This is a genomic window from Subtercola endophyticus (assembly GCF_021044565.1).
GTDB classification, from domain to species: Bacteria; Actinomycetota; Actinomycetes; order Actinomycetales; family Microbacteriaceae; genus Subtercola; species Subtercola endophyticus.
This window is the reverse complement of the sequence record NZ_CP087997.1, coordinates 1,772,552-1,798,388: the sequence shown is the minus strand read 5'-3', so window position 1 is coordinate 1,798,388 and position 25,837 is coordinate 1,772,552. Positions and strand designations below refer to the sequence as shown.

General features: G+C 64.3%; 26 protein-coding genes. 24 read left to right on the top strand and 2 right to left on the bottom strand.

Features of this window, described 5'->3' with window-relative positions; translation table 11 throughout:
• Positions 1-92: 92 nt before the first annotated feature.
• From lepA to hemW, 3 genes are read left to right on the top strand one after another with little or no spacing between them, the layout of a single operon-like run.
• Positions 93-1,943, top strand: a complete 1,851-nt coding sequence (lepA, locus tag LQ955_RS08460) for a translation elongation factor 4 (RefSeq protein ID WP_231027723.1) — start codon at positions 93-95, stop codon at positions 1,941-1,943.
• Between the two features lie 11 nt (positions 1,944-1,954).
• Entirely contained in the window at positions 1,955-2,620 is a 666-nt protein-coding gene (locus LQ955_RS08455; protein WP_231027722.1) for a DUF1990 family protein, read from the top strand.
• A 47-nt stretch (positions 2,621-2,667) separates the two neighbouring features.
• A complete protein-coding gene (hemW, locus tag LQ955_RS08450) occupies positions 2,668-3,906 on the top strand; it encodes a radical SAM family heme chaperone HemW (protein WP_231027721.1) in 1,239 nt (412 codons plus the stop codon).
• A 21-nt stretch (positions 3,907-3,927) separates the two neighbouring features.
• On the opposite strand, the gene LQ955_RS08445 is transcribed toward hemW, so the two are convergent.
• Together LQ955_RS08445 and LQ955_RS08440 are read right to left on the bottom strand one after the other, a co-directional pair.
• A complete protein-coding gene (locus LQ955_RS08445) occupies positions 3,928-4,389 on the bottom strand; it encodes a DUF4870 domain-containing protein (RefSeq protein ID WP_231027720.1) in 462 nt (153 codons plus the stop codon).
• A 15-nt stretch (positions 4,390-4,404) separates the two neighbouring features.
• On the bottom strand, positions 4,405-4,845 hold the full coding sequence (locus LQ955_RS08440) for a DUF4870 domain-containing protein (protein WP_231027719.1): 441 nt from the start codon (positions 4,843-4,845) through the stop codon (positions 4,405-4,407).
• A 277-nt stretch (positions 4,846-5,122) separates the two neighbouring features.
• Here LQ955_RS08440 and hrcA point away from each other — a divergent pair, with 277 nt between their 5' ends.
• From hrcA to recA, 21 genes are all read left to right on the top strand, one after another.
• Positions 5,123-6,145 carry a heat-inducible transcriptional repressor HrcA gene (gene hrcA, locus LQ955_RS08435; protein ID WP_231027718.1) on the top strand — a complete coding sequence of 341 codons (1,023 nt, stop codon included), beginning with the start codon at positions 5,123-5,125 and terminating at the stop codon, positions 6,143-6,145.
• A gap of 84 nt (positions 6,146-6,229) precedes the next feature.
• Positions 6,230-7,345 (top strand): molecular chaperone DnaJ, encoded by a 1,116-nt coding sequence (gene dnaJ, locus LQ955_RS08430; protein WP_231027717.1) that lies wholly within the window; start codon positions 6,230-6,232, stop codon positions 7,343-7,345.
• A gap of 52 nt (positions 7,346-7,397) precedes the next feature.
• Positions 7,398-8,189: a 16S rRNA (uracil(1498)-N(3))-methyltransferase gene (locus LQ955_RS08425; RefSeq protein ID WP_231027716.1), complete on the top strand. Its 792-nt coding sequence runs from the start codon at positions 7,398-7,400 to the stop codon at positions 8,187-8,189.
• Between the two features lie 84 nt (positions 8,190-8,273).
• Complete coding sequence (locus LQ955_RS08420; RefSeq protein ID WP_231027715.1) at positions 8,274-8,654, top strand: histidine triad nucleotide-binding protein; 381 nt, start codon at positions 8,274-8,276, stop codon at positions 8,652-8,654.
• A 97-nt stretch (positions 8,655-8,751) separates the two neighbouring features.
• Positions 8,752-9,738 (top strand): PhoH family protein, encoded by a 987-nt coding sequence (locus tag LQ955_RS08415; protein WP_231028091.1) that lies wholly within the window; start codon positions 8,752-8,754, stop codon positions 9,736-9,738.
• Positions 9,735-10,202 carry an rRNA maturation RNase YbeY gene (gene ybeY, locus LQ955_RS08410; RefSeq protein WP_231027714.1) on the top strand — a complete coding sequence of 156 codons (468 nt, stop codon included), beginning with the start codon at positions 9,735-9,737 and terminating at the stop codon, positions 10,200-10,202. The genes LQ955_RS08415 and ybeY overlap by 4 nt, the downstream gene beginning before the upstream one ends.
• Complete coding sequence (locus tag LQ955_RS08405) at positions 10,199-11,497, top strand: hemolysin family protein (protein WP_231027713.1); 1,299 nt, start codon at positions 10,199-10,201, stop codon at positions 11,495-11,497. Before ybeY ends, LQ955_RS08405 begins: the two co-directional genes overlap by 4 nt.
• Positions 11,494-12,444 carry a GTPase Era gene (era, locus tag LQ955_RS08400; protein ID WP_231027712.1) on the top strand — a complete coding sequence of 317 codons (951 nt, stop codon included), beginning with the start codon at positions 11,494-11,496 and terminating at the stop codon, positions 12,442-12,444. Before LQ955_RS08405 ends, era begins: the two co-directional genes overlap by 4 nt.
• 71 nt (positions 12,445-12,515) lie before the next feature.
• Positions 12,516-13,520, top strand: a complete 1,005-nt coding sequence (gene dapA, locus LQ955_RS08395; protein ID WP_231027711.1) for a 4-hydroxy-tetrahydrodipicolinate synthase — start codon at positions 12,516-12,518, stop codon at positions 13,518-13,520.
• A gap of 44 nt (positions 13,521-13,564) precedes the next feature.
• Positions 13,565-15,241 carry a ribonuclease J gene (locus LQ955_RS08390; protein ID WP_231027710.1) on the top strand — a complete coding sequence of 559 codons (1,677 nt, stop codon included), beginning with the start codon at positions 13,565-13,567 and terminating at the stop codon, positions 15,239-15,241.
• Between the two features lie 82 nt (positions 15,242-15,323).
• A complete protein-coding gene (locus tag LQ955_RS08385) occupies positions 15,324-15,785 on the top strand; it encodes a hypothetical protein (protein WP_231027709.1) in 462 nt (153 codons plus the stop codon).
• A gap of 418 nt (positions 15,786-16,203) precedes the next feature.
• A complete protein-coding gene (locus tag LQ955_RS08380) occupies positions 16,204-16,689 on the top strand; it encodes a hypothetical protein (RefSeq protein ID WP_231027708.1) in 486 nt (161 codons plus the stop codon).
• A 239-nt stretch (positions 16,690-16,928) separates the two neighbouring features.
• Positions 16,929-17,450: a hypothetical protein gene (locus LQ955_RS08375; RefSeq protein WP_231027707.1), complete on the top strand. Its 522-nt coding sequence runs from the start codon at positions 16,929-16,931 to the stop codon at positions 17,448-17,450.
• Between the two features lie 221 nt (positions 17,451-17,671).
• A complete protein-coding gene (locus tag LQ955_RS08370; protein ID WP_231027706.1) occupies positions 17,672-18,178 on the top strand; it encodes a hypothetical protein in 507 nt (168 codons plus the stop codon).
• A 593-nt stretch (positions 18,179-18,771) separates the two neighbouring features.
• Positions 18,772-19,248: a hypothetical protein gene (locus tag LQ955_RS08365; RefSeq protein WP_231027705.1), complete on the top strand. Its 477-nt coding sequence runs from the start codon at positions 18,772-18,774 to the stop codon at positions 19,246-19,248.
• Between the two features lie 81 nt (positions 19,249-19,329).
• Positions 19,330-22,305 (top strand): DNA translocase FtsK, encoded by a 2,976-nt coding sequence (locus LQ955_RS08360; protein WP_231027704.1) that lies wholly within the window; start codon positions 19,330-19,332, stop codon positions 22,303-22,305.
• Between the two features lie 4 nt (positions 22,306-22,309).
• Positions 22,310-22,933, top strand: a complete 624-nt coding sequence (pgsA, locus tag LQ955_RS08355) for a CDP-diacylglycerol--glycerol-3-phosphate 3-phosphatidyltransferase (protein ID WP_231027703.1) — start codon at positions 22,310-22,312, stop codon at positions 22,931-22,933.
• Positions 22,930-23,532, top strand: a complete 603-nt coding sequence (locus LQ955_RS08350; RefSeq protein WP_231027702.1) for a CinA family protein — start codon at positions 22,930-22,932, stop codon at positions 23,530-23,532. The genes pgsA and LQ955_RS08350 overlap by 4 nt, the downstream gene beginning before the upstream one ends.
• Before the next feature lie 205 nt (positions 23,533-23,737).
• Complete coding sequence (locus tag LQ955_RS08345; RefSeq protein ID WP_231027701.1) at positions 23,738-24,043, top strand: helix-turn-helix domain-containing protein; 306 nt, start codon at positions 23,738-23,740, stop codon at positions 24,041-24,043.
• Between the two features lie 111 nt (positions 24,044-24,154).
• Positions 24,155-24,379 carry a DUF3046 domain-containing protein gene (locus LQ955_RS08340; protein WP_231027700.1) on the top strand — a complete coding sequence of 75 codons (225 nt, stop codon included), beginning with the start codon at positions 24,155-24,157 and terminating at the stop codon, positions 24,377-24,379.
• Positions 24,380-24,737: 358 nt separating this feature from the next.
• Positions 24,738-25,835 (top strand): recombinase RecA, encoded by a 1,098-nt coding sequence (gene recA, locus LQ955_RS08335; RefSeq protein ID WP_231027699.1) that lies wholly within the window; start codon positions 24,738-24,740, stop codon positions 25,833-25,835.
• Positions 25,836-25,837: the final 2 nt, after the last annotated feature.

Here is a 25,837-nt window from a genome sequence, read left to right as displayed (position 1 = left end):
TGCCGCGCGCCCATGATTCCCTCGGCGAGCGCGTTGTCAGCGACAAGTCTCGTAAACTTGAGGGCACCATTGCCGAAAACTACGAGGAACGCGTGAGCCCCAGAGCAGTACAGGAACTCCAGCCGGCGTCGACCGACCCCGCGTTCATCCGCAACTTCTGCATTATCGCGCACATCGACCACGGCAAGTCGACGCTGGCCGACCGCATGCTGCAGATCACCGGCGTGGTGAGCGATCGCGACATGCGCGCCCAGTATCTCGACCGAATGGATATCGAGCGCGAGCGCGGCATCACCATCAAGAGCCAAGCCGTGCGCATGCCGTGGGCCCTCGACGGCCAGACCTACGCGCTGAACATGATCGACACTCCGGGTCACGTCGACTTCACCTACGAGGTCAGCCGTTCGCTCGCCGCCTGCGAGGGAGCCATTCTGCTCGTCGACGCCGCCCAGGGCATCGAGGCCCAGACGCTCGCCAACCTCTACCTCGCGCTCGACAACGACCTCACGATCATCCCCGTGCTCAACAAGATCGACCTGCCGGCCGCCGACCCTGACAAGTACGCGGCCGAACTCGCCGGTCTCATCGGCGGCAAGCCCGAAGACGTGCTGCGCGTCAGTGGTAAGACCGGCATGGGCGTCGAAGAGCTGCTCGACCTGGTGGTGGCGAGCATCCCTGCCCCGCAGGGCGACATCAACGCCTCACCGCGCGCCATGATCTTCGACTCGGTGTACGACGCGTACCGCGGCGTCATCACCTACGTGCGCATGATCGACGGCAAGCTCACGCCGCGCGAGAAGATCATGATGATGAGCACCAAGTCGACGCACGAGGTGCTCGAGATCGGTGTCTCGACCCCCGAGCCCACCCCGAGCCAGGGCCTGGCGGTCGGTGAGGTGGGTTACCTCATCACGGGCGTGAAGGATGTTCGGCTCAGCAAAGTCGGCGACACCGTCACCACGTTCCAGAAGCCCGCTACGGTCGCGCTGAAGGGCTACAGCGAGCCCAAGCCGATGGTGTTCTCGGGCCTGTATCCCATCGACGGTTCGGACTACCCCAACCTGCGCGAGGCCCTCGACAAGCTGAAGCTCTCTGACGCGGCACTGGTCTACGAGCCCGAGACCTCCGTGGCGCTCGGTTTCGGCTTCCGCTGCGGCTTTCTCGGCCTGCTGCACCTCGAGATCATCACCGAGCGTCTCGAGCGCGAATTCGGTCTCGACCTCATCGCCACCGCTCCAAGCGTGATCTACGAGGTGACCACCGATGACAAGAAGACCGTCACGGTGACCAACCCGAGCGAGTTTCCCGGTGGAAAGATCGCAAGCGTCAGCGAACCGATGGTCAAGGCGAGCATCCTGGCGCCCAAAGACTACGTCGGCACCATCATGGAGCTCTGCCAGGGCCGCCGCGGCACTCTCGACGGAATGGAGTACGTCGGCACCGACCGCGTCGAACTGCACTACAAGATGCCGCTCGGCGAGATCGTCTTCGACTTCTTCGACCACCTGAAGAGCCGCACGCAGGGCTACGCGAGCCTCGACTACGAGCCCATCGGCGAGCAGGTCGCCGACCTCGTGAAGGTCGACATTCTGCTGCAGGGCGAGGCCGTCGACGCGTTCAGCGCCATCGTGCACAAAGACAAGGCCTACGCCTACGGCGTGCTGATGACCGAGCGCTTGAAGAAGCTCATTCCGCGCCAGCAGTTCGAAGTGCCTATCCAGGCCGCCATCGGTGCGCGTATCATCGCCCGTGAGTCGATCAGCGCCATGCGCAAAGACGTTCTGGCCAAGTGTTACGGCGGTGACATCACCCGCAAGCGCAAACTGCTCGAGAAGCAGAAAGAGGGCAAGAAGCGCATGAAGATGGTGGGCCGCGTCGAGGTTCCGCAGGAGGCGTTCATCGCAGCTCTCAGCGGCGACACCGAAACGAAAGACAAGAAGTAGGCAGCACAACAATGGCAAGCGAACAGATCAGAACCCGGGCCACGCACAGCGGCCAGGCGCTGACCTATGCCGCCATCGGCGCGAGCCAAGCGCCCGACCTGCTGTACTACCCGCCGAAGGGCTTCAAGCCGTTCGAGTCGACCGTGCGACTCGGCTCCGGAATCGAGCGCTTCGAGTCCGCCGCCGAGGCGGTGCTCACCTGGGGCATCCAGCGCGGCAGCGGAATCTCCGTCGAGAACATCGAGCTGCCGCCCTCGAGCGAATTCGACTACGTGGGGCTCGTCTACGACGCCGATGGCAACCCGGTCGGCCCGCGCGAACTCGACGACAGCCATGTCTACACCGAAGACGGCACGCCGCACGTGGCGCCCGGCGTCACTGCTGAACTCGTCGTGCATATTCTCGGCGTCAAGTTCGTCGCCCCGGTTCGTGTGGTCTCGGTGACCAGCGACGAGAACCGTGTCGGTTTCGCCTATGGCACCTTGCCCGGGCATCCGGAGATCGGCGAAGAGAGCTTCATGATCGAACACCGCGCCGACGACTCGGTGTGGGTGACCATCCGCAGCTTCTCCAAGCCCAGCACCTGGTACTACCGCATCGGCAGCCCCATCGGGCGCTGGCAGCAGCGCAAGGCCACCAAGCAATACCTGCGCGCGCTCCTGCCGGCACGTGCCTGACGTGGTCGTCGGCGCGCTTCGCGAACCGGATGCCCGGGGTCTGACCCGTGGGTAGCGCGCTGCCCTTGGGCGACCCCGCACCCGGCGACGGCCTGCTTCCCGAGGGCGCGGCCGAACGCGCCGCCGGGCATCCGTTCGGCGTGTACCTGCACGTGCCGTTCTGCCGCGTGCGCTGCGGATACTGCGACTTCAACACCTACACCTCCACCGAGCTGCGCGGCGCGAAACAGGTCGACTACGCTGGCCAGGCCCAGCGTGAGGTGGCCTTCGCGGCAGACGTTCTCACCGCGTCGGGCGTCACCGAGCGCCCCGTCTCGACCGTCTTCTTCGGCGGCGGAACCCCCACCCTGCTGCCCAGCCACCAGCTCATCGGCATGCTGCGCTCGGTCGAAGAAGCCTGGGGTCTGGCTCCCGGCGCCGAGGTCACCACCGAGGCGAACCCCGACTCGGTGGATGCCCGCTACCTCGCCGAGCTCGCGGCCGCCGGCTTCACGCGGGTCAGTTTCGGAATGCAGTCAGCGGTGCCGCACGTTCTGCAGACCCTCGACCGAACCCACGACCCGGAACGCGTGCCCCAGGTCGTGGCGTGGGCCCGCGACGCCGGGCTCCAGGTCAGCCTCGACCTCATCTACGGCACCCCTGGCGAGACTCTCGCCGACTGGAGTACGTCGGTCGAAGCCGCGCTCGCGATGCAGCCCGACCATCTCTCGGCCTACGCGCTCATCGTCGAAGAGGGCACCAAGCTCGCCCGTCAGATTCGCACCGGGGTCTACCCGCAGCCCGACGACGACCTCGAGGCCGACATGTACGAGCTGGTGGATGCCCGCCTCGCCGCCTCTGGTTACGAGTGGTACGAGGTGAGCAACTGGTCGCTCACGGGTCCCGACACTCCGACATCGGAGTTCCGTTCGCGCCACAACCTTGCCTATTGGCAGGGGCACGACTGGTGGGGAATCGGCCCCGGCGCGCACAGCCACGTCGGCGGAACCCGCTGGTGGAACGTCAAGCACCCGGCGGCCTACGCCGACCGCATTCTTGCCGGAGTCTCGCCGGCGGCCGGGCGGGAGACGCCTGATGGCGAGTCGCGCGAACTCGAACGCGTCTTGCTGCTCGCGCGCATCCGCTCGGGGCTCGAGATCGCGTCGCTGTCGGAGGATGCTCGCCGGGAGGTGGCGGCACTGATCGCCGATGGCCTCATCGACGGAAGAGCCGCCCTCGCCGGGTCGATCGTGCTGACCCTGCGCGGGCGGCTCTTGGCCGACGCGGTCGTTCGCCGCCTCACCTGAGCGAGGCCGTGAACGAATGCCTTATTTGACGAACTGAATCGCACACCACTTCGGGTACGTGTACAGCTCGCCCTTGTTCGCAGCCAGAGCGGCGATGATGCTGAAGATGATGTCGATGATCCAGGCCGCGATCAAGATGAACACACCGATCAGCACGATGCTCAGGATGCTGCCCACGATGTAGGCGATGAGAATCGTCAGCTGAAAGTTCAGAGCGGTCTTGGTGTGCTCTTGAATGAACTCACCGCGGTCTTTGAGAACGAGGTAGCCGATCAACGGCGGCAAGAAGCCGAAGATGATGCCACCGATGTGGATGAGCGTGGCCCACAGTCGCTGGTCGCTCGGGCTCAGCGGTGCCTGGGGCGCGTAGCCGCCGGGCGGGGGAACAGGCGGCCCGGGAGGCGGGACCGGCGGACCCGGCGGTGGTGGCACAGGCGGCCCTCCGACGGGAGGCTGGGCGGGAGGAGGGGGAACGTTCGACATATCGTTGCCTTTCGATTACTTGATCCACCGGTAGTTGAACGGATAGCGATAGGTGCCGCCGCCATTGACCCGCACTCCACCGATAATGGCGAAGACCAGGTTGACAATCAAGATCGCGATCCATACCAGGCTCAACAACAGCGCGAGAATGCCGCCGATGAACGGAATGAAACCGAGAATCGTCGAGACGATATTGATGACGACGATCGCTCCCGTGACGTTGATCGTCCAGTTCAGAGCCTCTTTGCTCTCGTGGTTCACCAGCGGGCCACGGTCTTTGAACACGAGGTAGATGATGAGCGCGGGAATCAGCAGAATGATGTTGCCGAAGTGGGCCAGGCTCGCCCACAGCTTGTCGTCTGCGGCAGACAGGGGAGCGCCGGCAGCGGGCGCCGAGCCCGTCGGCGGCTGATAGGCCGGAGGCTCGTAGGGCGGGGTAGCGTTCGGATCAGACATGAGATCGCCTTTCAGACGGTCGGAGCGGTTCGGCGGTTTGCCGGCGCGTCATGTTCGCGTGCGCATCGTTCCCCAAGCCCTGCGAGGCACGCTGAACATGCTCATGCACAAGATAATGCCCCCGCAGAGCACATGCAATGATTTTTGCTCAGCGTGTTGATTACCCGCGCGGCCCACGCCCATCGAGCCGGGATATAATTGGCACTCTGAAGACATGAGTGCTAAGCACCCGGGCGTAACTCCCGCGCGAGAATCCGGCACGAGAAAGGCGGCAAACGTGGTCTCTGAACGCAGCCTCGAGGTTCTCCGTGTCATCGTGCGCGACTACGTCGCCTCCCGCGAACCGGTGGGCTCGAAGTCCATCGTCGACCGGCACTCGTTCGGTGTCTCGGCGGCGACCATCCGCAACGACATGGCCCTGCTCGAAGAAGAAGAGCTCATCGTCGCTCCGCACACCTCGTCGGGCCGCATTCCCACCGACAAGGGATACCGGCTCTTCGTCGACCACCTCGCCGACCTCAAGCCGCTCTCGAGCGCGCAGCGTCAGGCCATCGAGACGTTCCTGGGGTCATCCGTCGACCTCGACGACGTGTTGGCCCGCACCGTTCGCCTGTTGTCGCAGCTGACCCAGCAGGTCGCGCTCGTGCAGTACCCCTCCCTCTCTCAGGCGAAGGTGCGGCACGTCGAGCTCGTAGCGCTCTCGGCCACCCGTCTGCTGACCGTCGTCATCACCGACACCGGCCACGTCGAGCAGCGCATCGTAGAACTGCCCGCGCCGGCCGACGACGAGTTCTTGGCGGATGCCCGGGCCCGAGTCAACGCGAGCGTCTCCGGCCTCGGGCTCGACGACGCGGCAGCGAAGCTCTCCGGGTTCGCCGACCAGTTCGCTCCGCAGCGCCGCGCAACGGTCGACCTCATCGCAGCGACGCTGACCGAGCAGATCACTGCCAATCGTCAAGAGAAGCTGATCATCGCGGGCGCCGCCAACCTGGTTCGCACTGAGGGCGATTTTGTCGGCAGCATTCTGCCGGTTCTCGAGGCGGTCGAAGAGCAGGTGGTGCTGTTGCGCCTGTTCAGCGAGATGCAGGCCGACGAGCACGGTATCTCGATTTCGATCGGCCGCGAGAACGCCTCGTTCGGCCTCGCCGAGACCTCTGTTCTCGCCAGTGGGTACAGCTCGGCCGGCGGCGCACTGGCGCGGCTGGGCGTGCTCGGCCCGACCCGCATGGACTACTCCAGCAACATTGCGGCCGTTCGCGCGGTCGCCCGCTATCTCTCGAAGAGTCTCGGCGAATCCTGACGCCGTCGCTCGCCTCCCATCCAGTCCACGCGCACTCTGACGAGTTCGCGCTCGGCATGACCACAAACAAAGGAGAAGCCCTTCGTGGCTGACCACTACGACGTTCTCGGTGTCGAACGAACCGCGACCCCTGACGAGATCAAGAAGGCCTACCGCCGGCTCGCTCGCGAGTTGCACCCCGATGTGAACTCCAGCCCCGATGCCGAAGAGCGCTTCAAGGCCGTGACTCACGCCTATGACGTTCTGAGCGATCCCGGTCAGCGCCAGAGCTACGATCGCGGCCCCCAGGCCGGTTTCGGCGGCGGTGGTGGCGGTGCCCAGGGTTTCGGCGGCTTCGGCGACATCTTCGAGACCTTCTTCGGCGGCCAGCAGGGCGGCCAGCGCGGCCCCCGCTCCCGCGCCGAACGCGGTCAAGACGCCCTCTTGCGTGTCGAGGTCGATCTCGGCGAGGTCATTTTCGGCACCCACCGCGACCTCGAGGTCGACACGGCCATCCTCTGCGAGACCTGTAACGGCTCGTGTGCCCAGCCTGGAACCTCCGAGGTCACCTGCGACATCTGCCACGGCACCGGCCAGATCTCCCGCACCGTGCGCTCGCTGCTGGGCAACGTCATGACCAGCTCACCGTGCGGCACCTGCCGCGGCTTCGGCACGATCATCCCCGCGCCCTGCGTCACCTGCCAGGGCCAGGGCCGCGTGCGCGCTCGCCGCATCATTCCGGTCGACATCCCCGCCGGGGTCGACACCGGCCTTCGCCTGCAGATGCCGGGCCAGGGTGAAGTCGGCCCCGCCGGCGGCCCGCAGGGCGACCTGTACCTCGAGGTGAAGGTGCGCCACCACGACGTGTTCAGCCGCAACGGCGACGACATTCTCTGCACGCTCGAAGTGCAGATGTGGGATGCGGTGCTCGGCACCACCACGACCGTCAACGCGCTCGACGGCGACGTCGAGGTCGAACTTCGGCCGGGCATCCAGAGCTCAGAGGTGGTCACGGTGAAATCGCGCGGTGTGACGAAGCTGCGCGGTGGCGGCCGGGGCGACCTCAAGATCGGCGTACAAGTGGTGACGCCCACGAAGCTCGACCATAAGCAGAAAGAGCTCGTGAAGCAGCTGGCCGCGGCCCACAAGTACCCGTCGCCGACTCTCGGGCAGTTCCAGCAGGGGTTGTTCTCGAAGCTGCGCGATCGGTTTCTGAACTGAGCGGGCGAGTGGATGCCCGGCAAGCCGTTCGCGAACCAATAGGCTTCTGGGCGTGAGTTCCCTTTACCTGCGCGAAGACCTGCGAGACACTCCCCACGAGGTGGGCGACGTGGTGTCGTTGCACGGTGAGGAACAGAAGCACGCGGTCAAAGTGAACCGAATCCGGGTCGGCGAAGAGACCTCGATCGGCGACGGGCGCGGCCTTCTGGTGCGCGGGCCGGTGATCGCCGTGTCGTCGACCGTGCTGAGCATCGCTGTCACGCACGTTCTCGACGTTTCTGTGCCCGAGCTCTCGATCTGGCTGGTGCAGGCGCTCGCCAAGGGTGACCGCGACGAGCTGGCTATTCAGGCTGCCACCGAACTCGGCGTCGACGGTGTCGTTCCGTGGGCGGCCGAACGGTCGGTTTCGCGCTGGACCGGCGACAAGGTCGCCAAGGGTGTCGAGCGCTGGCGCACCATCGTGCGCGAGGCCACGAAGCAGTCGATCCGTGCCTGGGTGCCAGAGGTGGCCGACCTCCACACGACAAAAGATCTGCTCGCGCTCGCCGAGTCCACGAAGGTGCTCGTGCTCGAGCCGACGGCTGAGCTCTCGCTCAGCGGAGTGGACCTGAGCGCCATCGTGCAGAGCGACCTTGCTCGCGAGGGTGTCGTGCGCAATCCCGACCAGACGGTGCCTGACCTCGTGCTCGTGGTCGGCCCCGAGGGGGGAATCGCCGAGCGCGAACTCGAAGATCTCACGAAGGCGGGCGCCCAGCCGGTCAAGCTCGGCCCGGGCATCCTGCGCACCTCGTCGGCCGGGCCGGCGGGGCTCGCGGCGGTCAACATTCTGCTCAAGCGCTGGTGACGTTCGCGCACAGCGTCGGGCGGCACTCGCTCGGGCGCTCGCCTGCCGGGTCGCCTGTCAGGCGCTCCGCTTAAGATGGAAGACATGTCAGCTTCAACCGAACCGTCGATCTTCAGCCGCATCGTCACGCGCGAGATTCCGGCCACCATCGTCGCCGAAACCGATCGGGTAATCGCTTTCACCGACGTCGCTCCGAAGGCTCCGGTGCACATTCTCGTCGTGCCGAAGACGCAGCAGTACACGAACGTCGTCGAGCTCGCCGCGGGTGATCCCGCACTGCTGGCCGAGGTCATCGCTGTCGCGAACGACGTGGCGGCAGAGCAAGCCGACAACGACTTCAGACTGATCTTCAACACCGGGCAGGGCGCCGGCCAGACCGTCTTCCACGTGCACGCACACGTGCTCGCCTGGCCCGACGGCACGGGAGCGACGGGCAGCGAAGAGGGTTCCCTTGCCACGTTCTGATTTTTCGGCGGGCTCGCTCGCTCGCGGTACCGCGGCCGGCACCGGCGTGCGCTCCGGCCCGCTCTCCGACGCGGTCATCCACGTCGACGGGCTCGCCATGGTGCGCCTGCTCGGCCCGCAAGACCGGCTCGTGACCCTGGTCGAGAAGCAGTACCCGACGGTCGGGCTGCACGTGCGGGGCAACGAGATCACGCTGCAGGGCCCCTCGGCCGACGTCGAGTCCGCTCGTCGGCTCATCGAAGAGCTGGTCGAGATGGTGCGCAACGGAAACGACGAACTCACCGAGATCGAGGTGACGGCCTCGGCACGGATGCTCGACTCGGGTACTGCGACCAGCCCGTCTGACGCCCTCGGCCAGCCCATCCTGAGCGCCCGCGGCCGCACCGTGCGTGCCAAGACGCTCGGGCAGAAGCAGTACGTCGACGCCATCGACGAGAACACCATCGTGTTCGGAATCGGCCCGGCCGGCACCGGCAAGACCTACCTCGCCATGGCGAAGGCCGTGCAGGCGCTGCAGCGCAAAGAGGTCAACCGCATCATCCTGACCCGCCCCGCGGTCGAGGCCGGCGAGCGACTCGGTTACCTGCCGGGATCGCTCACCGACAAGATCGACCCGTACCTCCGGCCGCTCTTCGACGCGCTGAACGAGATGCTCGACCCGGAGGTCGTGCCGAAGCTGCTGGCCACCGGAACCATCGAGGTCGCGCCTCTCGCCTACATGCGCGGGCGCACGCTCAACGACTCGTTCATCGTGCTCGACGAGGCGCAGAACACCACGCCCGAGCAGATGAAGATGTTTCTCACCCGGCTCGGGTTCGGCTCGCACATGGTCGTCACCGGCGACATCACTCAGGTCGACCTGCCGGTCGGCACCAGCGGCCTGCAGGTCGTTCGCGGCGTGCTCGACGGCATCGACGACATCCACTTCGCTACGCTGACCAGTGCCGATGTCGTTCGGCATTCGCTCGTCGGCCAGATCGTCGACGCCTATACCGGTTACGAGCAGACGCAACTCGCGAATAAGGCGCAAGCCGCGGCTCGTCGAGCGGCCGCACAGCTGAACACTCAGGGAGACCCCGCATGAGCATCGAAGTCAACAACGAGTCGTCGATTCCCGTCGACGAGAAGGCGTTGTTGCGCCTCGCGACCTATGCGCTCGATCAGATGCACGTGCATCCTGATGCGGAGCTGGCGATCGTGCTGGTCGACGAGGCCGCCATGGAGCAGCTGCACGTGCAGTGGATGGACGAACCGGGCCCCACCGACGTGCTCAGCTTTCCGATGGATGAACTGCGCCCCGGCACCGAAGAAGCGCCTACTCCGCCCGGCCTGCTCGGCGACGTCGTGCTCTGCCCGCAGGTCGCAGAAGGTCAGGCTCAGGTGGCCGGACACTCCACGCTCGAAGAGCTGCTGCTGCTGCTCACCCACGGAATTCTGCACCTGCTCGGCTTCGACCACGCGGAACCGGCCGAAGAGAAAGAGATGTTCGGCATCCAAGGCGACATTCTTGTCGGTTTCGCCGTGAAGGAGCGCCGCTACCGGCTATGAACTCCCTTCCGCTCGTCGGCCCCTTCATCGCGATCGCGTTCGTTCTCGTCGCCTTCGGAGGGCTTTTCGCGGCCGCCGATGCAGCGATGGCGTCGCTGTCGCGGGCGGACATGCTCGAGCTCGTCGCGACGTCTCGAGCGAAGCGATCGCTGACCGCCATCGCCGAAGACACGGGCGCCCACATCAACGTGGTCAGCTTCGTGCGCGTCGTCGTCGAGACCTCGGCGGCGGTGCTGGTGACCATTGCGCTGGCATTCAGCCTCGACGAGATCTGGCTCGCGCTGGTGCTCTCGATTCTCATCATGACCGGTGTTTCGTTCGTTCTCGTCGGGTCGAGCCCGCGCAGCGTCGGGCGTGTGCATTCCCGGGCGGTGCTGCGGTTGACCGCGGTGCTGATCCACCTCTTGCGGGTGCTGCTCGGGCCCATCGCCAATGCGCTCGTCGCGCTCGGCAATCGCGTGACGCCGGGCCGGCCGCGCTCGGCCACCTTCTCGTCTGAAGAGCAGCTGCTCAGCATGGTCGACGAAGCCACCGAGCTCGACGTGCTCGAAGAAGACGATCGAGAACTCATCCACTCCATCATCGAATTCAACGACACGGTGGTGCGCGAAGTGATGATTCCGCGCACCGACATGGTCACCGTCGAGCACGACGCCACGGTCGGTCAGAGCATGGGGCTCTTCTTGAGTCGAGGGGTCAGCCGCATGCCGGTGGTGGCCGATGACGTTGACGACGTGACAGGCATCCTGTACCTGCGCGACGCAGCGCGGCTCAGCCACGAGAAGCCCAAGAAGGTCGACGTCGTGAAGGTCTCGGAGCTGGCGAAACCTGCTCTGTTCATCCCGGAGTCGAAGAAGGTCGACGACACGTTGCGGCAGATGCAGCTCGAGTCGAATCATCTGGCCATGGTGGTCGACGAATACGGCGGAATCGCCGGGCTCGTGACGCTCGAAGACCTCATCGAAGAACTCGTGGGCGACATCTCCGACGAGTACGACCACGAGGTCGTCGAGGTCGAAGAGCTGTCATTCGGTGTGTATCGCGTGAGCGCTCGGCTGCCGGTCGACGAACTCGGCGAGTTGTTCGGCCTCGAGCTCGACGACGACGATGTCGACTCGGTCGGCGGTCTGCTGGGCAAGGCACTCGGTCGCTTGCCCGTGCAAGGCTCGACCGCCGAGGTCGCCGGGGTCAAACTCACCGCAGAACGCACCGATGGGCGACGCAAACGCATCAGCACGGTCATCGTCGAGCTTGTTCACTCCTCCGAAAAAATACCCGAAAAGGGGTCAGTATGACCGGCTCAGATCTTCACGACGGCCCCGAGCGCACCGACGGACCCGAGCTCATCGACGGTTCCGGATTCCGCGCGGGGTTCGTCTCCTTCGTCGGCCGCCCCAACGTCGGCAAGTCCACGCTCACCAACGCGCTCGTCGGCGAGAAGGTCGCCATCACCAGCTCGAAGCCGCAGACGACGCGCCGGGCCATCCGCGGAATCGTGCATCGGCCGCAAGGTCAGCTCATCTTGGTCGACACCCCCGGCATGCATCGTCCGCGTACCCTCCTCGGCGAGCGGCTCAACGCCGTGGTGCAAGACACCCTCGGCGACGTCGACGTGATCGGATTCTGCATCCCCGCCGACGAGAAGCTCGGACCGGGCGACAAGTTCATCAACGAGCAGCTCGACTCGTTTCCGCGCGCCAAGAAGGTCGCCATCGTCACGAAGATCGATGCCGCCTCGAGGCCCGCCGTGGCGGAGGCACTGCTCGCGGTGTCGCAGTTGCGCGACTGGGAGACGATCATCCCCATCTCCTCGACCAGCAACCTGCAGCTCGACGTGCTCACCTCCGAGCTCATCAAGCTGCTGCCGGTGTCGCCCAAGCTCTACCCCGACGATCAGGTCACCGACGAGGGGCTTGAAACCCGCGTCTCCGAACTCATCCGCGAGGCCGCTCTCGAGGGTGTGCAAGACGAATTGCCGCACTCCATCGCCGTGACCATCGACGACATGATCGAGCGCGACGACCGCGATCTCATCGAGATCTACGCGAACCTGTTCGTCGAACGCGACAGCCAGAAGGGCATCATCATCGGCAAGTCCGGCGCCCGTCTGGGCGAGGTCGGGGCCCGCGCGAGGGCGTCGATCGAGCCGTTGCTCGGCAAGCAGGTTTTCCTCAGCATTCGGGTCAAGGTGGCCAAAGACTGGCAGCGCGACGCAAAGCAGCTGGGGCGGCTCGGGTTCTAGAGCATGAGTGTTCGCGTCGCGAGGCGAGCCGGGCATCCGCACCGCCCGGCTTTGACCGCTACCCTGTAGACGTGGCTTCATCGACCGATTCTCTGCGCAACTCATCAACCAACCCGTTCGGGCAGGTGCTCGTCGCTCTCGTGACGCCCTTCACCGCCGACGGTGAAGTCGACTGGGCGAGCGTCGAGAAGCACATCGACACGGTCATCTCCGACGGTGCCGACGGCATCGTCGTCTCCGGCACCACCGGTGAGACCTCCACCCTGACCGACGCCGAGAAGATCCGGCTGGTCGAGGTGGGCAAGTCGGTTGCCGACGGGCGCGCCAAGATCATCACGGGTGGCGGCTCGAACGAGACCGCCCACGCGATGCAGCTGGCCAAGAAGAGCGCGAAGGCCGGCGCCGACGGCAATCTCGTCGTCACGCCGTACTACAACAAGCCGACTCAGGCGGGTGTGCTGACGCACTTTCGCATGATCGCCGACGCGACCGATCTGCCGGTCATCCTGTACGACATTCCCGGTCGCACGGGCATTCCGATCAGCTACGACACCATTCTGCGTGCGGCCAAGCATCCGAACATCCTCGCCATCAAAGACGCCAAGGGCGACTTCAGCGAGGTCAGCCGGGTGCTCAACCAGACCGACCTGATGTACTTCTCGGGTGACGACTCGAACGTGCTGCCGCACCTCGCCGTCGGCGCGACCGGGCTCATCGGTGTCACCAACAACATCGCCGCACGGCCGTACCGCATCATGATCGACGCGGTCAACGCGGGCGACCTCGCAACGGCCACCTCGATGCACCAGGCTCTCGAGCCGCTGGTGCGGGCCACCATGACCCATGTTCCGGGCACGGTCGCGGCCAAATACATCTTGCACGGTCTCGGGCGCATTTCGAGCCCGCGTGTGCGTCTCCCGCTCGTCGGCCCCGAAGAATGGGAGGCGGCGAAGATCGAAGACGAAATCGATCTCGTGCGCAGCATTCCCGGGGTCTCCTTCACGAACTTCCGCCCTGATCGCAACGCCGCTGCCGGTGGCGCGTTGCCGAAAATTCCGGGCACCACGCGCGAATAACGCGCTGTGGCTGAAACACCGAACACACAGCTCTAGGAGGGCATATGCCCAACGCCGTATACGAACCCCAAAAACTCCAGCGCGACACCCTGCGCATCACCCCGATCGGCGGTCTCGGCGAGATCGGCCGCAACATGACCGTGTTCGAGATCAACGGCAAGCTGCTGATCGTCGACTGCGGTGTGCTCTTTCCCGAAGAGACGCAGCCCGGTGTCGACCTGATTCTGCCCGACTTCTCGCTCGTGCGCGGGCGCCTGAACGACGTCGTCGGAATCGTGCTCACCCACGGTCACGAAGACCACATCGGTGCCGTGCCGTACCTGCTGCGCCTCAAGAACGACATCCCGCTCATCGGCTCGGGCCTCACACTCGCACTGGTCGAGGCGAAGCTCAAAGAGCACCGCATCAAGCCCTACACTTTTCAGGTCGAAGAGGGCCAGGTCGAGCAGATGGGCCCGTTCGAACTCGAATTCGTGGCGGTGAACCACTCGATTCCGGATGCTCTGGCCGTCGCCATCAAGACCGTCGCCGGTGTCGTGCTTCACACCGGCGACTTCAAGATGGACCAGCTTCCCCTCGACAATCGCATCACCGACCTGCGCGCCTTCGCGCGCCTCGGTGAGGCCGGTGTGGATCTCTTCCTGGTCGACTCCACCAACGCCGATGTTCCCGGCTTCACGCCGTCGGAGCGCACCATCGGCCCCGTGCTCGACAGCGTCATCGCGCATGCTCCGCGCCGGGTCATCGTGGCGAGCTTCTCGTCGCACGTGCACCGTGTGCAGCAGGTTCTGGATGCCGCACACGCCAACGGGCGCAGGGTCGCCCTGCTCGGCCGCTCCATGGTGCGCAACATGACCATCGCCGCCGAACTCGGCTACCTCAAGGTTCCCGAGGGTGTGCTGGTGGACTTCAAGAAGGCCGGCGACATCCCCGACAACAAGATCGTCTACATGTCGACCGGTTCGCAGGGCGAGCCGATGGCCGTGCTTTCGCGCATGGCCAATCTCGAGCATCAGATCGAGGTCGGGCCTGGTGACACGGTCATCCTGGCTTCGTCGCTCATCCCGGGCAACGAGAACGCGGTCTATCGCGTCATCAACGGCCTCACCAAGCTCGGTGCGACGGTCGTTCACAAGGGCAACGCGAAGGTGCACGTCTCGGGTCACGCGGCCGCGGGGGAGTTGCTGTACTGCTACAACATCCTGAAGCCGCGCAACGTCATGCCCGTGCACGGTGAGTACCGTCACCTCGTCGCGAACGCGCAGCTGGCCATCGAGACGGGGGTGCCGCGCGAGAACACGATCCTCGCCGACGACGGCACCGTCGTCGACCTGCGCGACGGTGTCGCCAAGGTCGTCGGTCAGTACGACCTCGGCTTCGTCTATGTCGACGGCACCAGTGTCGGCGAGATCACCGACGACGACCTCAAAGACCGCCGCATCCTCGGCGAAGAGGGTTTCATCTCGATCATCGTGGTCGTCGAGGCCGGCACCGGTCGCATCATCGTCGGCCCCGAGATCCACGCCAAGGGTTTCGCCGAAGACGAGTCGGTCTTCGACAAGGTCAAGCCTAAGATCGCCGCCGCTCTTGCGGAGGCCGCGGGCAACGGCACTCGCGACACCCACGCCCTGCAGCAGGTCGTTCGCCGCACCGTGGGCCGCTGGGTGAACACCTCGTACCGTCGTCGCCCCATGATCGTGCCGGTCGTCATCGAGGCCTGACCCGCTGTAGGTTTCGCGAAGTCGCGTAATAGGTTGGCGTTTGTCGACTCTCTTTCATTAGAAACTTTTGAAAGGGGTTCTCATGTCAATCAACACTCGCACTCGGCTCGCTGTGCTCTGCACGGCCGCACTCATCGCACTCACCACCGCCGTCGGCGGAGCCTCGGCGGCACAGGCGGCTCCAAGCAGACTTCTTAGCCAGGTCACTTTCGTTGCTCCAGAGCCGTATGGATATCCGACTGTCAGCGACATTGACCTGTCGATTTCAGAGCCAGGCCTGCCTGCGTCTGCGTTTGACGCCTCCATCTTTTGCGCAGACGGCAACTCCTATTCTGTGCCGATCTCAGTCTCATCTGGAGCTCGAGCATTCGCTTTCACCCGGTTCAAGCTTCCTTCCGTCGACTCCGGCAAGACGTGCAATTTCACAATCGGTGTCACGAGTCAATACCGCGTGAAGCTCGATCCGATTGGATTGCCGCCCCTTGCAACCATGGTCGATATTCGGGGAAGCATGCCGACCTACAGCAGCACTGGCGGACTCTAGGTCAGACCGCTTCGCACCGAACGGATCAGATTCAACGTCGCGTGCGGTCACGTACTCTTTCTGGCGACACGCTTACGAAAGCCAGGTGGTTTCACTTCGCGTTGAAGCACTGCGGGTGCGGTCGTTGCGGCGGCCGCACCCATTTTTCATTCGCGACCCAGCTAATGATTGGCTGCCCGTTCCCTGGATATAAGACTCTCCGCCGCCTAGGCAGAGGCCGCAGGCAATGGCACCCCGACACCTTGCAGCAGGTCGTGCGTCGCACCGTGGGCCGTCTGGGTGAACACCTCGTACCGTCGTCGCCCCATGATCGTGCCGGTCGTCATCGAGGCCTGATTCGCTTTAGGTTTTGCGAAGTCGCGTAATAGGTTGGCGTTTGTCGACTCTCTTTCATTAGAAACTTTTGAAAGGGGTTCTCATGTCAATCAACACTCGCACTCGGCTCGTCACCGTCGGCTTGATCGCGCTGACGTCACTTACCACGGCAATCGGTGGAGCTTCGGTGGCTCAAGCGTCGACGGGCAGCACTGGTTCCGTCATCTCGTTCTCGGTGCCCGGCGCGGGGCCCGGCGAACATCGGCCAGCCCCGATCAACTTCTTCGCCGACGTATCGAACATCGGGTCCTTGCAGGCCGCCGACTTCTCGTTTCTCATGGAATGCAGCGACGGCGGGATGTATCCGCTCACTGCGAAGATTAACCCCGCGAACCACGCCCTACAGATCAGCGGCGAGCTTCCCGACTCAGAGACCGGTAACACGTGCGCGCTGACCATAACGGTCGACCAGGCTGGCCGGTCGGTGCAGCTCTCGAACCACGCCCCGCTGGTTTTTCAGCCTGCTGCAGTGCGAAACGTATACGTCGTCGGCTCGATGCCGACTTACAGCCGCACGGGCGGTTTGTAAGCAATCCGCAGGGACGAGGCTGGCATCCTGTTGGCTCTTCGGCCGGCCGCCTCACCCGCGAGGGCACGCTGAACGGTTTTTCGGACGGAAATCGCGCGATGCGCGCCCAGCCGCGCCGCGTCGAGGAAGTCGTTTTTGCCTAGCGACTATTTGCTCGACCACTTTTCGCAACTGACGTAATAATTTCTAGTTCGGCGACTCTCTCCTAATGAATCCCCACTCAGAGAAAGAAGCATCACATGGCAAAGAAATTTGCACTTCCCATTGCAGTTGCATTGTCGATTGCGGCAACCGGTGCGCTCGGCTTGGCGAGCGCCTCTTCGGCCTCGGCCGGCTCAATGTACGCACCGCCGGTGACCACGTCGTCTGATCTGTCGTTTGTCGTTCCACTGACTAATGACCCGGCGCAGGCGCGGGTTGACGTTGGCGGGCAGCTCGAAGATCCGTTTCTGACCGACAATCTCGCCGGTTTCTCAATCAGCATTACGTGTCCCGGCATGGCACCGGTCAACGTCGTGACCTCGCCGAGTGTCATTTCGGCCGATAGTCGCTACGGCAGCATACTTTTTGCTGGCATCAGCGCTTGGTTGCCGAAATCCGAAGAAGGAAGTACTTGCACCATCCACGCGGCATCCTCGTCAGCTAATCGCAAACTGGTGTTCGCAGCTCCGAGCACGAAGCCCGGCGAGACGGGCGATACCTCTCGTCTCTACTTCTCGGGCACCGTGATTCTCAAGTCCTCGACCGGCGGCCTCGGCTGATAGCACTAGAGCGTGCGCGCCCTGCCCCGCGAGAGAAGGTCGCGCGGACGAAAGAAGCCGGCGCAACGCCTTCTCTCGTCCGCACGGGCTTCTTTCGGGTGCAGCGGCGGGCGGCGCCGATAGGTGGGCTTCGCGTAAGCCGCCGATTCAGTGAAGCGGCGTAATGGATGGGCGCGCCGGCGCTCTCTTCGGTAGGGGTTTCCTACAGAAGAGAGTTCAGAATGCACCGATCCACCCGAAACCAATTGGCCGCGTACGCAGTGGCTGGGCTCGCCGTCGTCTTCGCCGTCGCCGCACCGAGCGCGGCATTCGCCGACACTGGCGCCCCGCCGGCCACGGCGACGTCAACGATCAATACGATGTTGCCGACGTGGGGCAACCCCAAAGCGCACGACCTCAACATCTACGGGGCGTTCAAGGGCGCGAGGGCGAGCGACAACTTCGCCGACTACAGCGTCTGGGTGACCTGCGACGACCTCAAGACCTATCCCGTGCACGTCTACAAAGACACCGTCACGAAGTACGCCGACGGAACGGTCGGCGGCACCCTCGTGGCATCCATTTCGGCGCTCGAAGAGGGCCACTCGTGCCGCATCCAGACAAGCGCACCGGCCGGCCGCAAGCTCGTCTTCGACTCCAGCGGCTGGGTCCAGCCGTTTGCCGGCTACTGGGAGCTCGACCTGACCGGCTCCGTCATCTCGGTCAACAAGACCGGCGGCCTCGGCTGAGGTCGCTCCCGCGCCTTTCGGATGCTCGCTCTTGGCTGACACGTCTCCGTTGAGCTACAGATTTGTCCGGGTGGCTGTCTGCAACCGCATGAATTGGTAGTCCGATACGGAGCGTAACGCGACCTCGAGATTGCTGCGCTCTCGCCGTCGTGGGCGCCGCGACATCCACGCCCCGGTGACAGACGTCGGCTTGCTCAAGCCGTCTGACTTTTTCACATTTTCATGCAATGCGGTGATGGGCGCTTGTTCCAGTGTCTAGCGGGTCGACTCGGCACCGCTCGCGCTCGCCTTCAACGGCCTTATCCCTGAGGCCGAGGCGGGTCTTCCCTGCACGCTGACGGTGATGGTCAATCGGCCGGGTCGCGCGATTCAGCTCACGGACCACATCCCGTTCCTCGGACATGTCCCTAAGGTGCATCCTTCGGGAACAATGCCTTCGTACAGCCAGAACCGGGGAGGCTGAATTGTCGACCGTACCGAGCACTGGTGGACTCTGAGAGCGAGGTGGATGTCCGCGATGTTCGTTCGAAAAGTCGCGTAATGGCGAGGACGTCTTGGCATCTCTTAGGTAAGAATCCCGAAAGGAACAACACATGAATACCAAACTCCTCAGTCGTGTCAGAGCGGTGAGCGTCGTGGCCGTGGCCACCGTCGCCCTATCGTGCGCCGGTGCTCTCACAGCTCACGCCGCTGTCGCACCGCCTCTTTATCCGGGCTCATTCGATCTTGCAACCATCAAAGTTCTCGATCCAGGCAGGGAATCGTCTCTCGCAATTATCGAGGGAGGCATCGCCCGGGTGTCATCGAATGTGACTGCCGCAGATCTGTCGTTGGGTCTGCTGTGTGACGGGATTCCTTACCCGATTCAGACGGCTCACGACGGCAGCTCTCTGAGCTTCAAGGCCACACTTCCGCTCGGACTAATCGGCCATTCGTGTGACCTAACGTCCTTCCCGAAAAATGGCCAGCGTGTGTACTTCACGATTCCAAAGGGAGACGGAGACAGGGGCGCAGAGGTTTCGCTGGTCAATGGCACGCTCGTATCGATATCGCGCTCCGGCGGCCTGTGAGGCGAGACGGCCTGAGTCCGATTTCGGGGCGGCGCGGAGCGGCTACCGGGCGAAACGCAGCCGCGACAGTAGCGTAGGCGCATGGCTACGAGTACCAGGTCGAACTCACGCGCCCGCGGGGCGGGAGCGGCGAAGAGCGGTGCCGCGGCGAGCTCGCGTAAACCCGCTACGAGAACGGCGCCGACCACGGTGCAGAAGACGCTGAAGTACCCGGTCGAAGAGCAGGGCCCCGGCCCCTTCGGCGCTATGTACCTCGGCCTCGCCCACCTCGTGGGCGGAGCCGCGCGCGCCTTCGGGCACGAGAAACTGGCGAAGGATGAACGGCGAGACGGTTTTCCGTTCCTGCTGGTGCTGCTGGCCATCGCGGGCGCCGTCATCGAGTGGTTCCTGGTAGCCAATCCTGTTGCGAACCTGCTCGACGCGTACACGTTCGGCGGCCTCTTCGGCCGGGTGGCGTATGCGCTGCCGGTCGTGATGTTGCTGCTCGCGATCTGGTTGTTCCGGCATCCGAATTCCGTGAACGACAATGGGCGAATCGGCATCGGCCTGGGCATCCTGCTTCTGTGCGTGTCCGGCCTCTGCCATGTGTTCAGTGCGCAGCCGTCGCCGTCTGCCGGCATGGAGAGCCTCGCCGACGCCGGGGGAGTGTTCGGCTGGGTGATCGCCGCGCCACTGGTGTTGCTGACGACGTCGATCGGCGCGACCATCCTCATCTCGTTGCTGCTCATTCTGTCGATCTTCATCATCACGAAGACTCCGCCGAACAAGGTCGGCGTGCGCCTGAAGGAGCTCTACACCTACCTGTTCGGCGCCGCGTTCGGTGAGGCGCCGGAGGCACGTGAGCCGCGCGAACCCAAAGACAAAGCGGCCCGGCTCGACAAGAACGTGCAGACGGGCGATCTGCAGCTCGACTTCGAGGCCGTCGACGATTCGCTGCCATGGTGGCGCCGCAACAAGAGCGGGCGAGAAGAAGATCCCGCGTTCGACAGCCCCATCATTCCGACGACGGCGCTGAACGAGGTCGTCGACCGAACCGTGGTCGAAGACCGCACTCCGCCGACCGAGGTCATCGACAGCACCGCGAGTTTCGATGCCGCGCTGCTCGGCGACATGGAGGCGGCTGAGAGTGCCGTCAAGCGTTTCACGGGCGAGATTCTGCCTGGCTCGAAGTCGGCCACGGGCATCCGCGACGACGGCGCGACCGACGGAACGGCCTCGTTCACGGGCGTGCTCTTCGGTGGCGGTGGCGGTGCGCCAGCCGCGTCCGCGGCTGGCGCAGCAGCGCCCGGTTCCGCAGGCGCAACGGGATCGGCCGCCACCCTGCCGGGCATGGCCGACACCGGCGCCGTCTCGGCGGGCGAACCGGATGACACGTTCCGCTCCCTCGCCGAAGTCAAAGAGCAAGAGGCGCTCAACTACGCCCTGCCACCCGCCACTTCCCTCACGCTCGGCGAGCCGTCGAAGGCCCGATCGCAGGCGAACGACGATATCGTCGCCGCCATCACGAACGTGCTGCAGCAGTTCCAGGTCGATGCCAAGGTCACCGGATTCTCGCGCGGCCCGACCGTCACCCGCTACGAGATCGAACTCGGCCCGGGCGTGAAGGTCGAGCGGGTCACGGCGCTCAGCAAAAACCTCTCGTACGCCGTCGCCAGCAACGAGGTGCGCATCCTGTCGCCCATTCCGGGCCGCAGCGCCATCGGCGTCGAGATTCCGAACACCGACCGTGAGATCGTGGTGCTCGGCGACGTGCTGCGTTCGGCCAAGGCGACGAACGACCACCACCCGATGACCATCGGCGTCGGCAAAGACGTCGAGGGCAAGTTCATCATCGCGAACCTCGCGAAGATGCCCCACCTTCTGGTCGCCGGGTCGACCGGATCGGGCAAGTCGAGCTTCGTCAACTCCATGGTCACGAGCATCCTGATGCGTGCGAAGCCCTCCGAGGTGCGCATGGTGCTCATCGACCCCAAGCGCGTCGAGCTCACGGCGTACCAGGGCGTGCCGCACCTCATCACCCCCATCATCACGAACCCGAAGAAGGCCGCCGAAGCGCTGGCCTGGGTCGTGAAAGAGATGGATATGCGCTACGACGACCTCGAGAGCTTCGGCTTTCGGCACATCGACGACTTCAACCGGGCGGTCGTGAACGGTGAGATCATCCTGCCGGTCGGCAGTCACCGCGTGCTCAAGCCGTACCCGTATCTGCTCGTGGTGGTCGACGAGCTCGCCGACCTCATGATGGTGGCGCCGCGCGACGTCGAAGACTCCATCGTGCGCATCACGCAGCTGGCCCGGGCCTCCGGAATCCACCTCGTGCTCGCCACTCAACGCCCGAGCGTCGACGTCGTGACGGGCCTGATCAAGGCCAACGTGCCCTCACGACTCGCGTTCGCCGTGACGAGCGTCACCGACTCCCGAGTCATCCTCGACCAGCCCGGCGCCGACAAGCTCATCGGGCAGGGGGATGCCCTCTTCTTGCCGATGGGTGCCTCGAAGTCGATTCGTGTTCAGGGCGCGTGGGTCAGTGAGAGCGAGATCGAGAAGGTTGTTCAGCACGTCACCCGCCAGGCGCGCCCGGAGTACCGCAACGACGTCACCGTGGCGGCCGTGTCGAAGCAGATCGACGCCGATATCGGCGACGATCTCGAGGTGCTGCTTCAAGCGGCCGAGCTGGTCATCAATACGCAATTCGGCTCGACGTCGATGCTGCAGCGCAAGCTCAAGGTCGGGTTTGCGAAGGCCGGACGGCTCATGGACCTCATGGAGTCTCGCGCCATCGTCGGCCCCTCAGAGGGCTCGAAGGCGCGCGACGTGCTCGTGAAGCCCGATCAGCTCGCCGAAGTGCTGGCTTCGCTGCGCGGAACGGATGTCGCGGGGCCGGCGCCTACTGGCACGTCGAATGCCTCGGCGCCCTCGAGTTATGCACAGGCAGGCACCGACGGCGACGATGCCCAGATGTCGTACGACGACCCACTCGCCGAGCCCGGCCCCGGGTATCCTGAAGTCGAGGCTGATGGCGACGAAGACGCGTGGGGCCTCACCGGCAGAGAGTAGCACCATGACCGTTTCAGGCACACCCGCGAAGACCAGCAACTGGAACCTTCCGAACGCCATCACCATCGTTCGCATTTTGCTCGCGCCGGTGTTCTTCATCATGCTGCTCGCCGACAACGGCGCCGATGGTCTGCTGCGCTACCTCGCCGCCATCCTGTTCGTGCTCGCGATCGCCACCGACGGCATCGACGGCCACCTCGCCCGCAAGAACAACCAGGTGACCGATCTCGGCAAGATCCTCGATCCCATTGCCGACAAGGTACTCACCGGCGCCGCGCTCGTCGGCCTGTCGATTCTGAACGAGCTGCCGTGGTGGGTGACGATCATCATCTTGATCCGCGAGGTCGGCATCACGGTCTGGCGGTTCGCCGTCATCAAGCGCCGGGTCATCCCGGCATCGCGCGGCGGAAAGCTGAAGACGCTCGCCCAGTCGTTCGCCATCTCGTTCGCACTGTTTCCGTTCTCCACGCTGTTCGGCGGGTCTGACCCCGTGGTGATCACGTTCAACGTCATCAATATCGTGCTCATGTCGATCGCGTTCATCCTCACGGTGATCACCGGCATCGACTACCTCATTCAAGACCGCAAGCTCAACAAGGGCACGCCCACGGCGCCAGCCGCGGCATGATGAGCGAGTCCTCTGGCTCTGACGGACGAGTCACTGACGAGTCCGCCGGCCGAGCCGACGTCGGCCGAGCCGCCGAAGAGTCCGCCGACGGGCGAGTGGATGCCCGTTCCGACGACGTGACGACCGACCTCACCGCACGGCTCATCGCAGACCTCACCCGGCGTGGTGAGACTGTGGCGGTTGCCGAGTCGCTCACCGGCGGAATGCTCGCCGCCGAGCTGATCCGGCCCGCTGGGGCCTCGAACGTGGTCGTCGGGGCCGTGGTCGCGTACAACACCGCCATCAAGGCATCGGTGCTGGGCGTCGATGCGGAGTTGTTGCGCAAACACGGCCCCGTGCATCCGCAGGTCGCCGAACAGATGGCCGAGGGCGTGCGGTTCGCGCTGGTGATCGACGGCAGGCCCGCGTCGATCGGCGTCTCGACGACGGGTGTCGCAGGCCCCGGCCCGCAAGACGGGCACGAGGCGGGCACCGTTTTTGTCGGGTTCGCCACCGACGACGGCGTCTCGAGCTTCGCGCTGCACCTCGGCGGAGACCGGGATCAGATCAGGGCCGGCGCGGTGGCAGAAGCGCTTCGCATCCTGCGCTCGCAGGTGTGACATCGCAGACCACGCTCATCTGAGTGCTCGCAGCACCCTTGCAGTGTTGCGCGGGAATGACTCAGGTTTCAATCTCGTTACACCTGGTGTCATTAACAAGCAAAGTCCAGTCTTCGTCGTTTAGAGTTTGTGCAACGGGCAAGTAGTGTTACTTACCCCGACTGCATAGCCGGTTCGACCGAGATAGACACGCAAGGAGGCTCCAATGATTTTAGTTCGCCAAGAGATCGGCGACGTGCTGCGGGACTTCCGTCTTCAGAAGGGCAGAACCCTTCGCCAGGTCGCAAGTAAGGCCAGCGTCGCACTCGGTTACCTCAGCGAGGTCGAGCGCGGTCAGAAAGAAGCGTCCAGCGAAATTCTCGCCTCTGTGGCAGAAGCGCTCGACACTCCCATCTCCGTCATCATGCGCGAGGTCGGCGACCGGCTCGCCGTCATCGAGGGTATCGACACCATTCCCGACACGGTGCCCGACGAGTTCGTGGCCGGTTTCGACGCCCTGGCGTCGCGCTGACCCGTCACTTCTTCAGCATCGGGCGCGAGCCGCAGGCCATGACGGTCGGCGGCTCGCGCCCTTTCTTTCTGCCTGCTCCACCCCACCTGTTTCCGATCGTCGAGGTCTGTTGTGCGTCTGAGTGAATTCCGTCAAGCCGTGAACGACGAGTTCGGGCCGGGCTACGGCCGTGTCGTCACGTCTGACCTCGTGCTTCCGGAATTCTCTGGCCACACCGCCGAGCAGGCGCTGGCAGCGGGCGAAGACATCAAGAATGTCTGGCTGGCGCTCTGTCGCGCGGCAGATGTTCCGCAGAGCCGTTGGCACGGTGCGGGGCTGCCGCAGCCGCGCCGCTGACGATCACAGCGTTCGTTCGTATCTTCGAACACGCCGACACGCCGAGGCGAACTCTCGAATATATGTTCGGGTCTTGTTAGTGTTCTACACAGCAGAGTGATTCGCGTCGTTCTCCACAGAACGGATGCCCGTCGACCTCAGTGTCGGTGGTTATTCCTATCGTGAGAAGGGTAAGAAACACAACGCACATATGCCTTGTCGTCAGCCGCATCGCCGAAGAACCCAGCGAGAATCATTCGCTGAAATCCGACACGAGGGCAGGCGCGACAGCCTATAGGCGCACCGAACCGCGGCGCGGGTCGAGCAGTCTCCTTCGAGGGTGTTCAACCAGGCGAGCACCTGATTGAAGGAGACCCCAATGCCCTCAGACGCCACTCGCGAGAAGGCCCTCGAAACAGCTCTCGCCCAGATCGACCGCCAGTTCGGAAAAGGGTCGGTGATGCGCCTTGGCAGCGACGAGCGCGCTCCTGTCGAAGTGATTCCCACCGGCTCCATCGCGCTTGATGTCGCGCTCGGTATCGGCGGGCTGCCGCGAGGCCGCATCGTCGAGATCTACGGCCCGGAGTCGTCGGGTAAAACCACGCTGACGCTGCATGCCATCGCCAATGCTCAGCGTGACGGCGGTATCGCCGCCTTCATCGATGCAGAGCACGCGCTCGACCCGGAATACGCGAAGAAGCTCGGCGTAGACATCGATGCCCTTCTCGTCTCCCAGCCCGACACCGGTGAGCAGGCCCTCGAAATCGCCGACATGCTCGTGCGTTCGGGTTCGATCGACCTGATCGTCATCGACTCGGTCGCCGCGCTGGTACCCCGCGCCGAGATCGAAGGCGAGATGGGTGACTCCCACGTCGGTCTGCAGGCCCGCCTCATGTCACAGGCGCTGCGAAAGCTCACCGGTGGGCTCAACCAGACCAATACCACCATGATCTTCATCAACCAGCTGCGCGAGAAGATCGGTGTGTTCTTCGGCAGCCCCGAGACGACTGCCGGCGGTAAAGCGCTCAAGTTCTATGCGTCGATCCGGCTCGACATCCGTCGCATCGAGACCCTGAAAGAGGGTACCGAGGCCGTGGGTAACCGCACTCGAGTCAAGGTCGTGAAGAACAAGATGGCACCGCCCTTCAAACAAGCGGAATTCGACATCATCTACGGCATCGGTATCTCGCGCGAAGGCAGCCTCATCGACTTCGGTGTCGAGAACGAGATCGTGCGCAAATCGGGTGCCTGGTACACCTACGACGGTGAACAGCTCGGTCAGGGTAAAGAGAACTCGCGGCGATTCCTCAAAGAGAATCCCGAGGTCGCTCTTGAGATCGAGAACAAGATCAAGATGAAGCTCGGTCTGCTCGACGACCCGAATGCACCGAAGGTCAATGCTGCTGACGCCAAGGCTGCCGATGCCGCGAACGTCGAGTCACTCGCTCCCAAGCTCGCGGCCCGTAAGGGCGCCTAGCT

Bases quoted from the DNA above. Each gene is read 5' to 3' on its own strand.
- LQ955_RS08380 (WP_231027708.1), top strand. From the start codon at position 16,204: ATGTCAATCAACACTCGCACTCGGCTCGTCACCGTCGGCTTGATCGCG.
- LQ955_RS08445 (WP_231027720.1), bottom strand. From the start codon at position 4,389: ATGTCGAACGTTCCCCCTCCTCCCGCCCAGCCTCCCGTCGGAGGGCCG.
- pgsA (WP_231027703.1), top strand. From the start codon at position 22,310: ATGACCGTTTCAGGCACACCCGCGAAGACCAGCAACTGGAACCTTCCG.
- recA (WP_231027699.1), top strand. From the start codon at position 24,738: ATGCCCTCAGACGCCACTCGCGAGAAGGCCCTCGAAACAGCTCTCGCC.
- LQ955_RS08370 (WP_231027706.1), top strand. From the start codon at position 17,672: ATGCACCGATCCACCCGAAACCAATTGGCCGCGTACGCAGTGGCTGGG.
- ybeY (WP_231027714.1), top strand. From the start codon at position 9,735: ATGAGCATCGAAGTCAACAACGAGTCGTCGATTCCCGTCGACGAGAAG.
- LQ955_RS08390 (WP_231027710.1), top strand. From the start codon at position 13,565: ATGCCCAACGCCGTATACGAACCCCAAAAACTCCAGCGCGACACCCTG.
- LQ955_RS08350 (WP_231027702.1), top strand. From the start codon at position 22,930: ATGATGAGCGAGTCCTCTGGCTCTGACGGACGAGTCACTGACGAGTCC.
- LQ955_RS08415 (WP_231028091.1), top strand. From the start codon at position 8,752: ATGGTGCGCCTGCTCGGCCCGCAAGACCGGCTCGTGACCCTGGTCGAG.
- LQ955_RS08375 (WP_231027707.1), top strand. From the start codon at position 16,929: ATGGCAAAGAAATTTGCACTTCCCATTGCAGTTGCATTGTCGATTGCG.
- LQ955_RS08365 (WP_231027705.1), top strand. From the start codon at position 18,772: ATGAATACCAAACTCCTCAGTCGTGTCAGAGCGGTGAGCGTCGTGGCC.
- LQ955_RS08455 (WP_231027722.1), top strand. From the start codon at position 1,955: ATGGCAAGCGAACAGATCAGAACCCGGGCCACGCACAGCGGCCAGGCG.
- LQ955_RS08360 (WP_231027704.1), top strand. From the start codon at position 19,330: ATGGCTACGAGTACCAGGTCGAACTCACGCGCCCGCGGGGCGGGAGCG.
- LQ955_RS08405 (WP_231027713.1), top strand. From the start codon at position 10,199: ATGAACTCCCTTCCGCTCGTCGGCCCCTTCATCGCGATCGCGTTCGTT.
- LQ955_RS08420 (WP_231027715.1), top strand. From the start codon at position 8,274: ATGTCAGCTTCAACCGAACCGTCGATCTTCAGCCGCATCGTCACGCGC.
- era (WP_231027712.1), top strand. From the start codon at position 11,494: ATGACCGGCTCAGATCTTCACGACGGCCCCGAGCGCACCGACGGACCC.
- LQ955_RS08385 (WP_231027709.1), top strand. From the start codon at position 15,324: ATGTCAATCAACACTCGCACTCGGCTCGCTGTGCTCTGCACGGCCGCA.
- LQ955_RS08345 (WP_231027701.1), top strand. From the start codon at position 23,738: ATGATTTTAGTTCGCCAAGAGATCGGCGACGTGCTGCGGGACTTCCGT.
- LQ955_RS08440 (WP_231027719.1), bottom strand. From the start codon at position 4,845: ATGTCTGATCCGAACGCTACCCCGCCCTACGAGCCTCCGGCCTATCAG.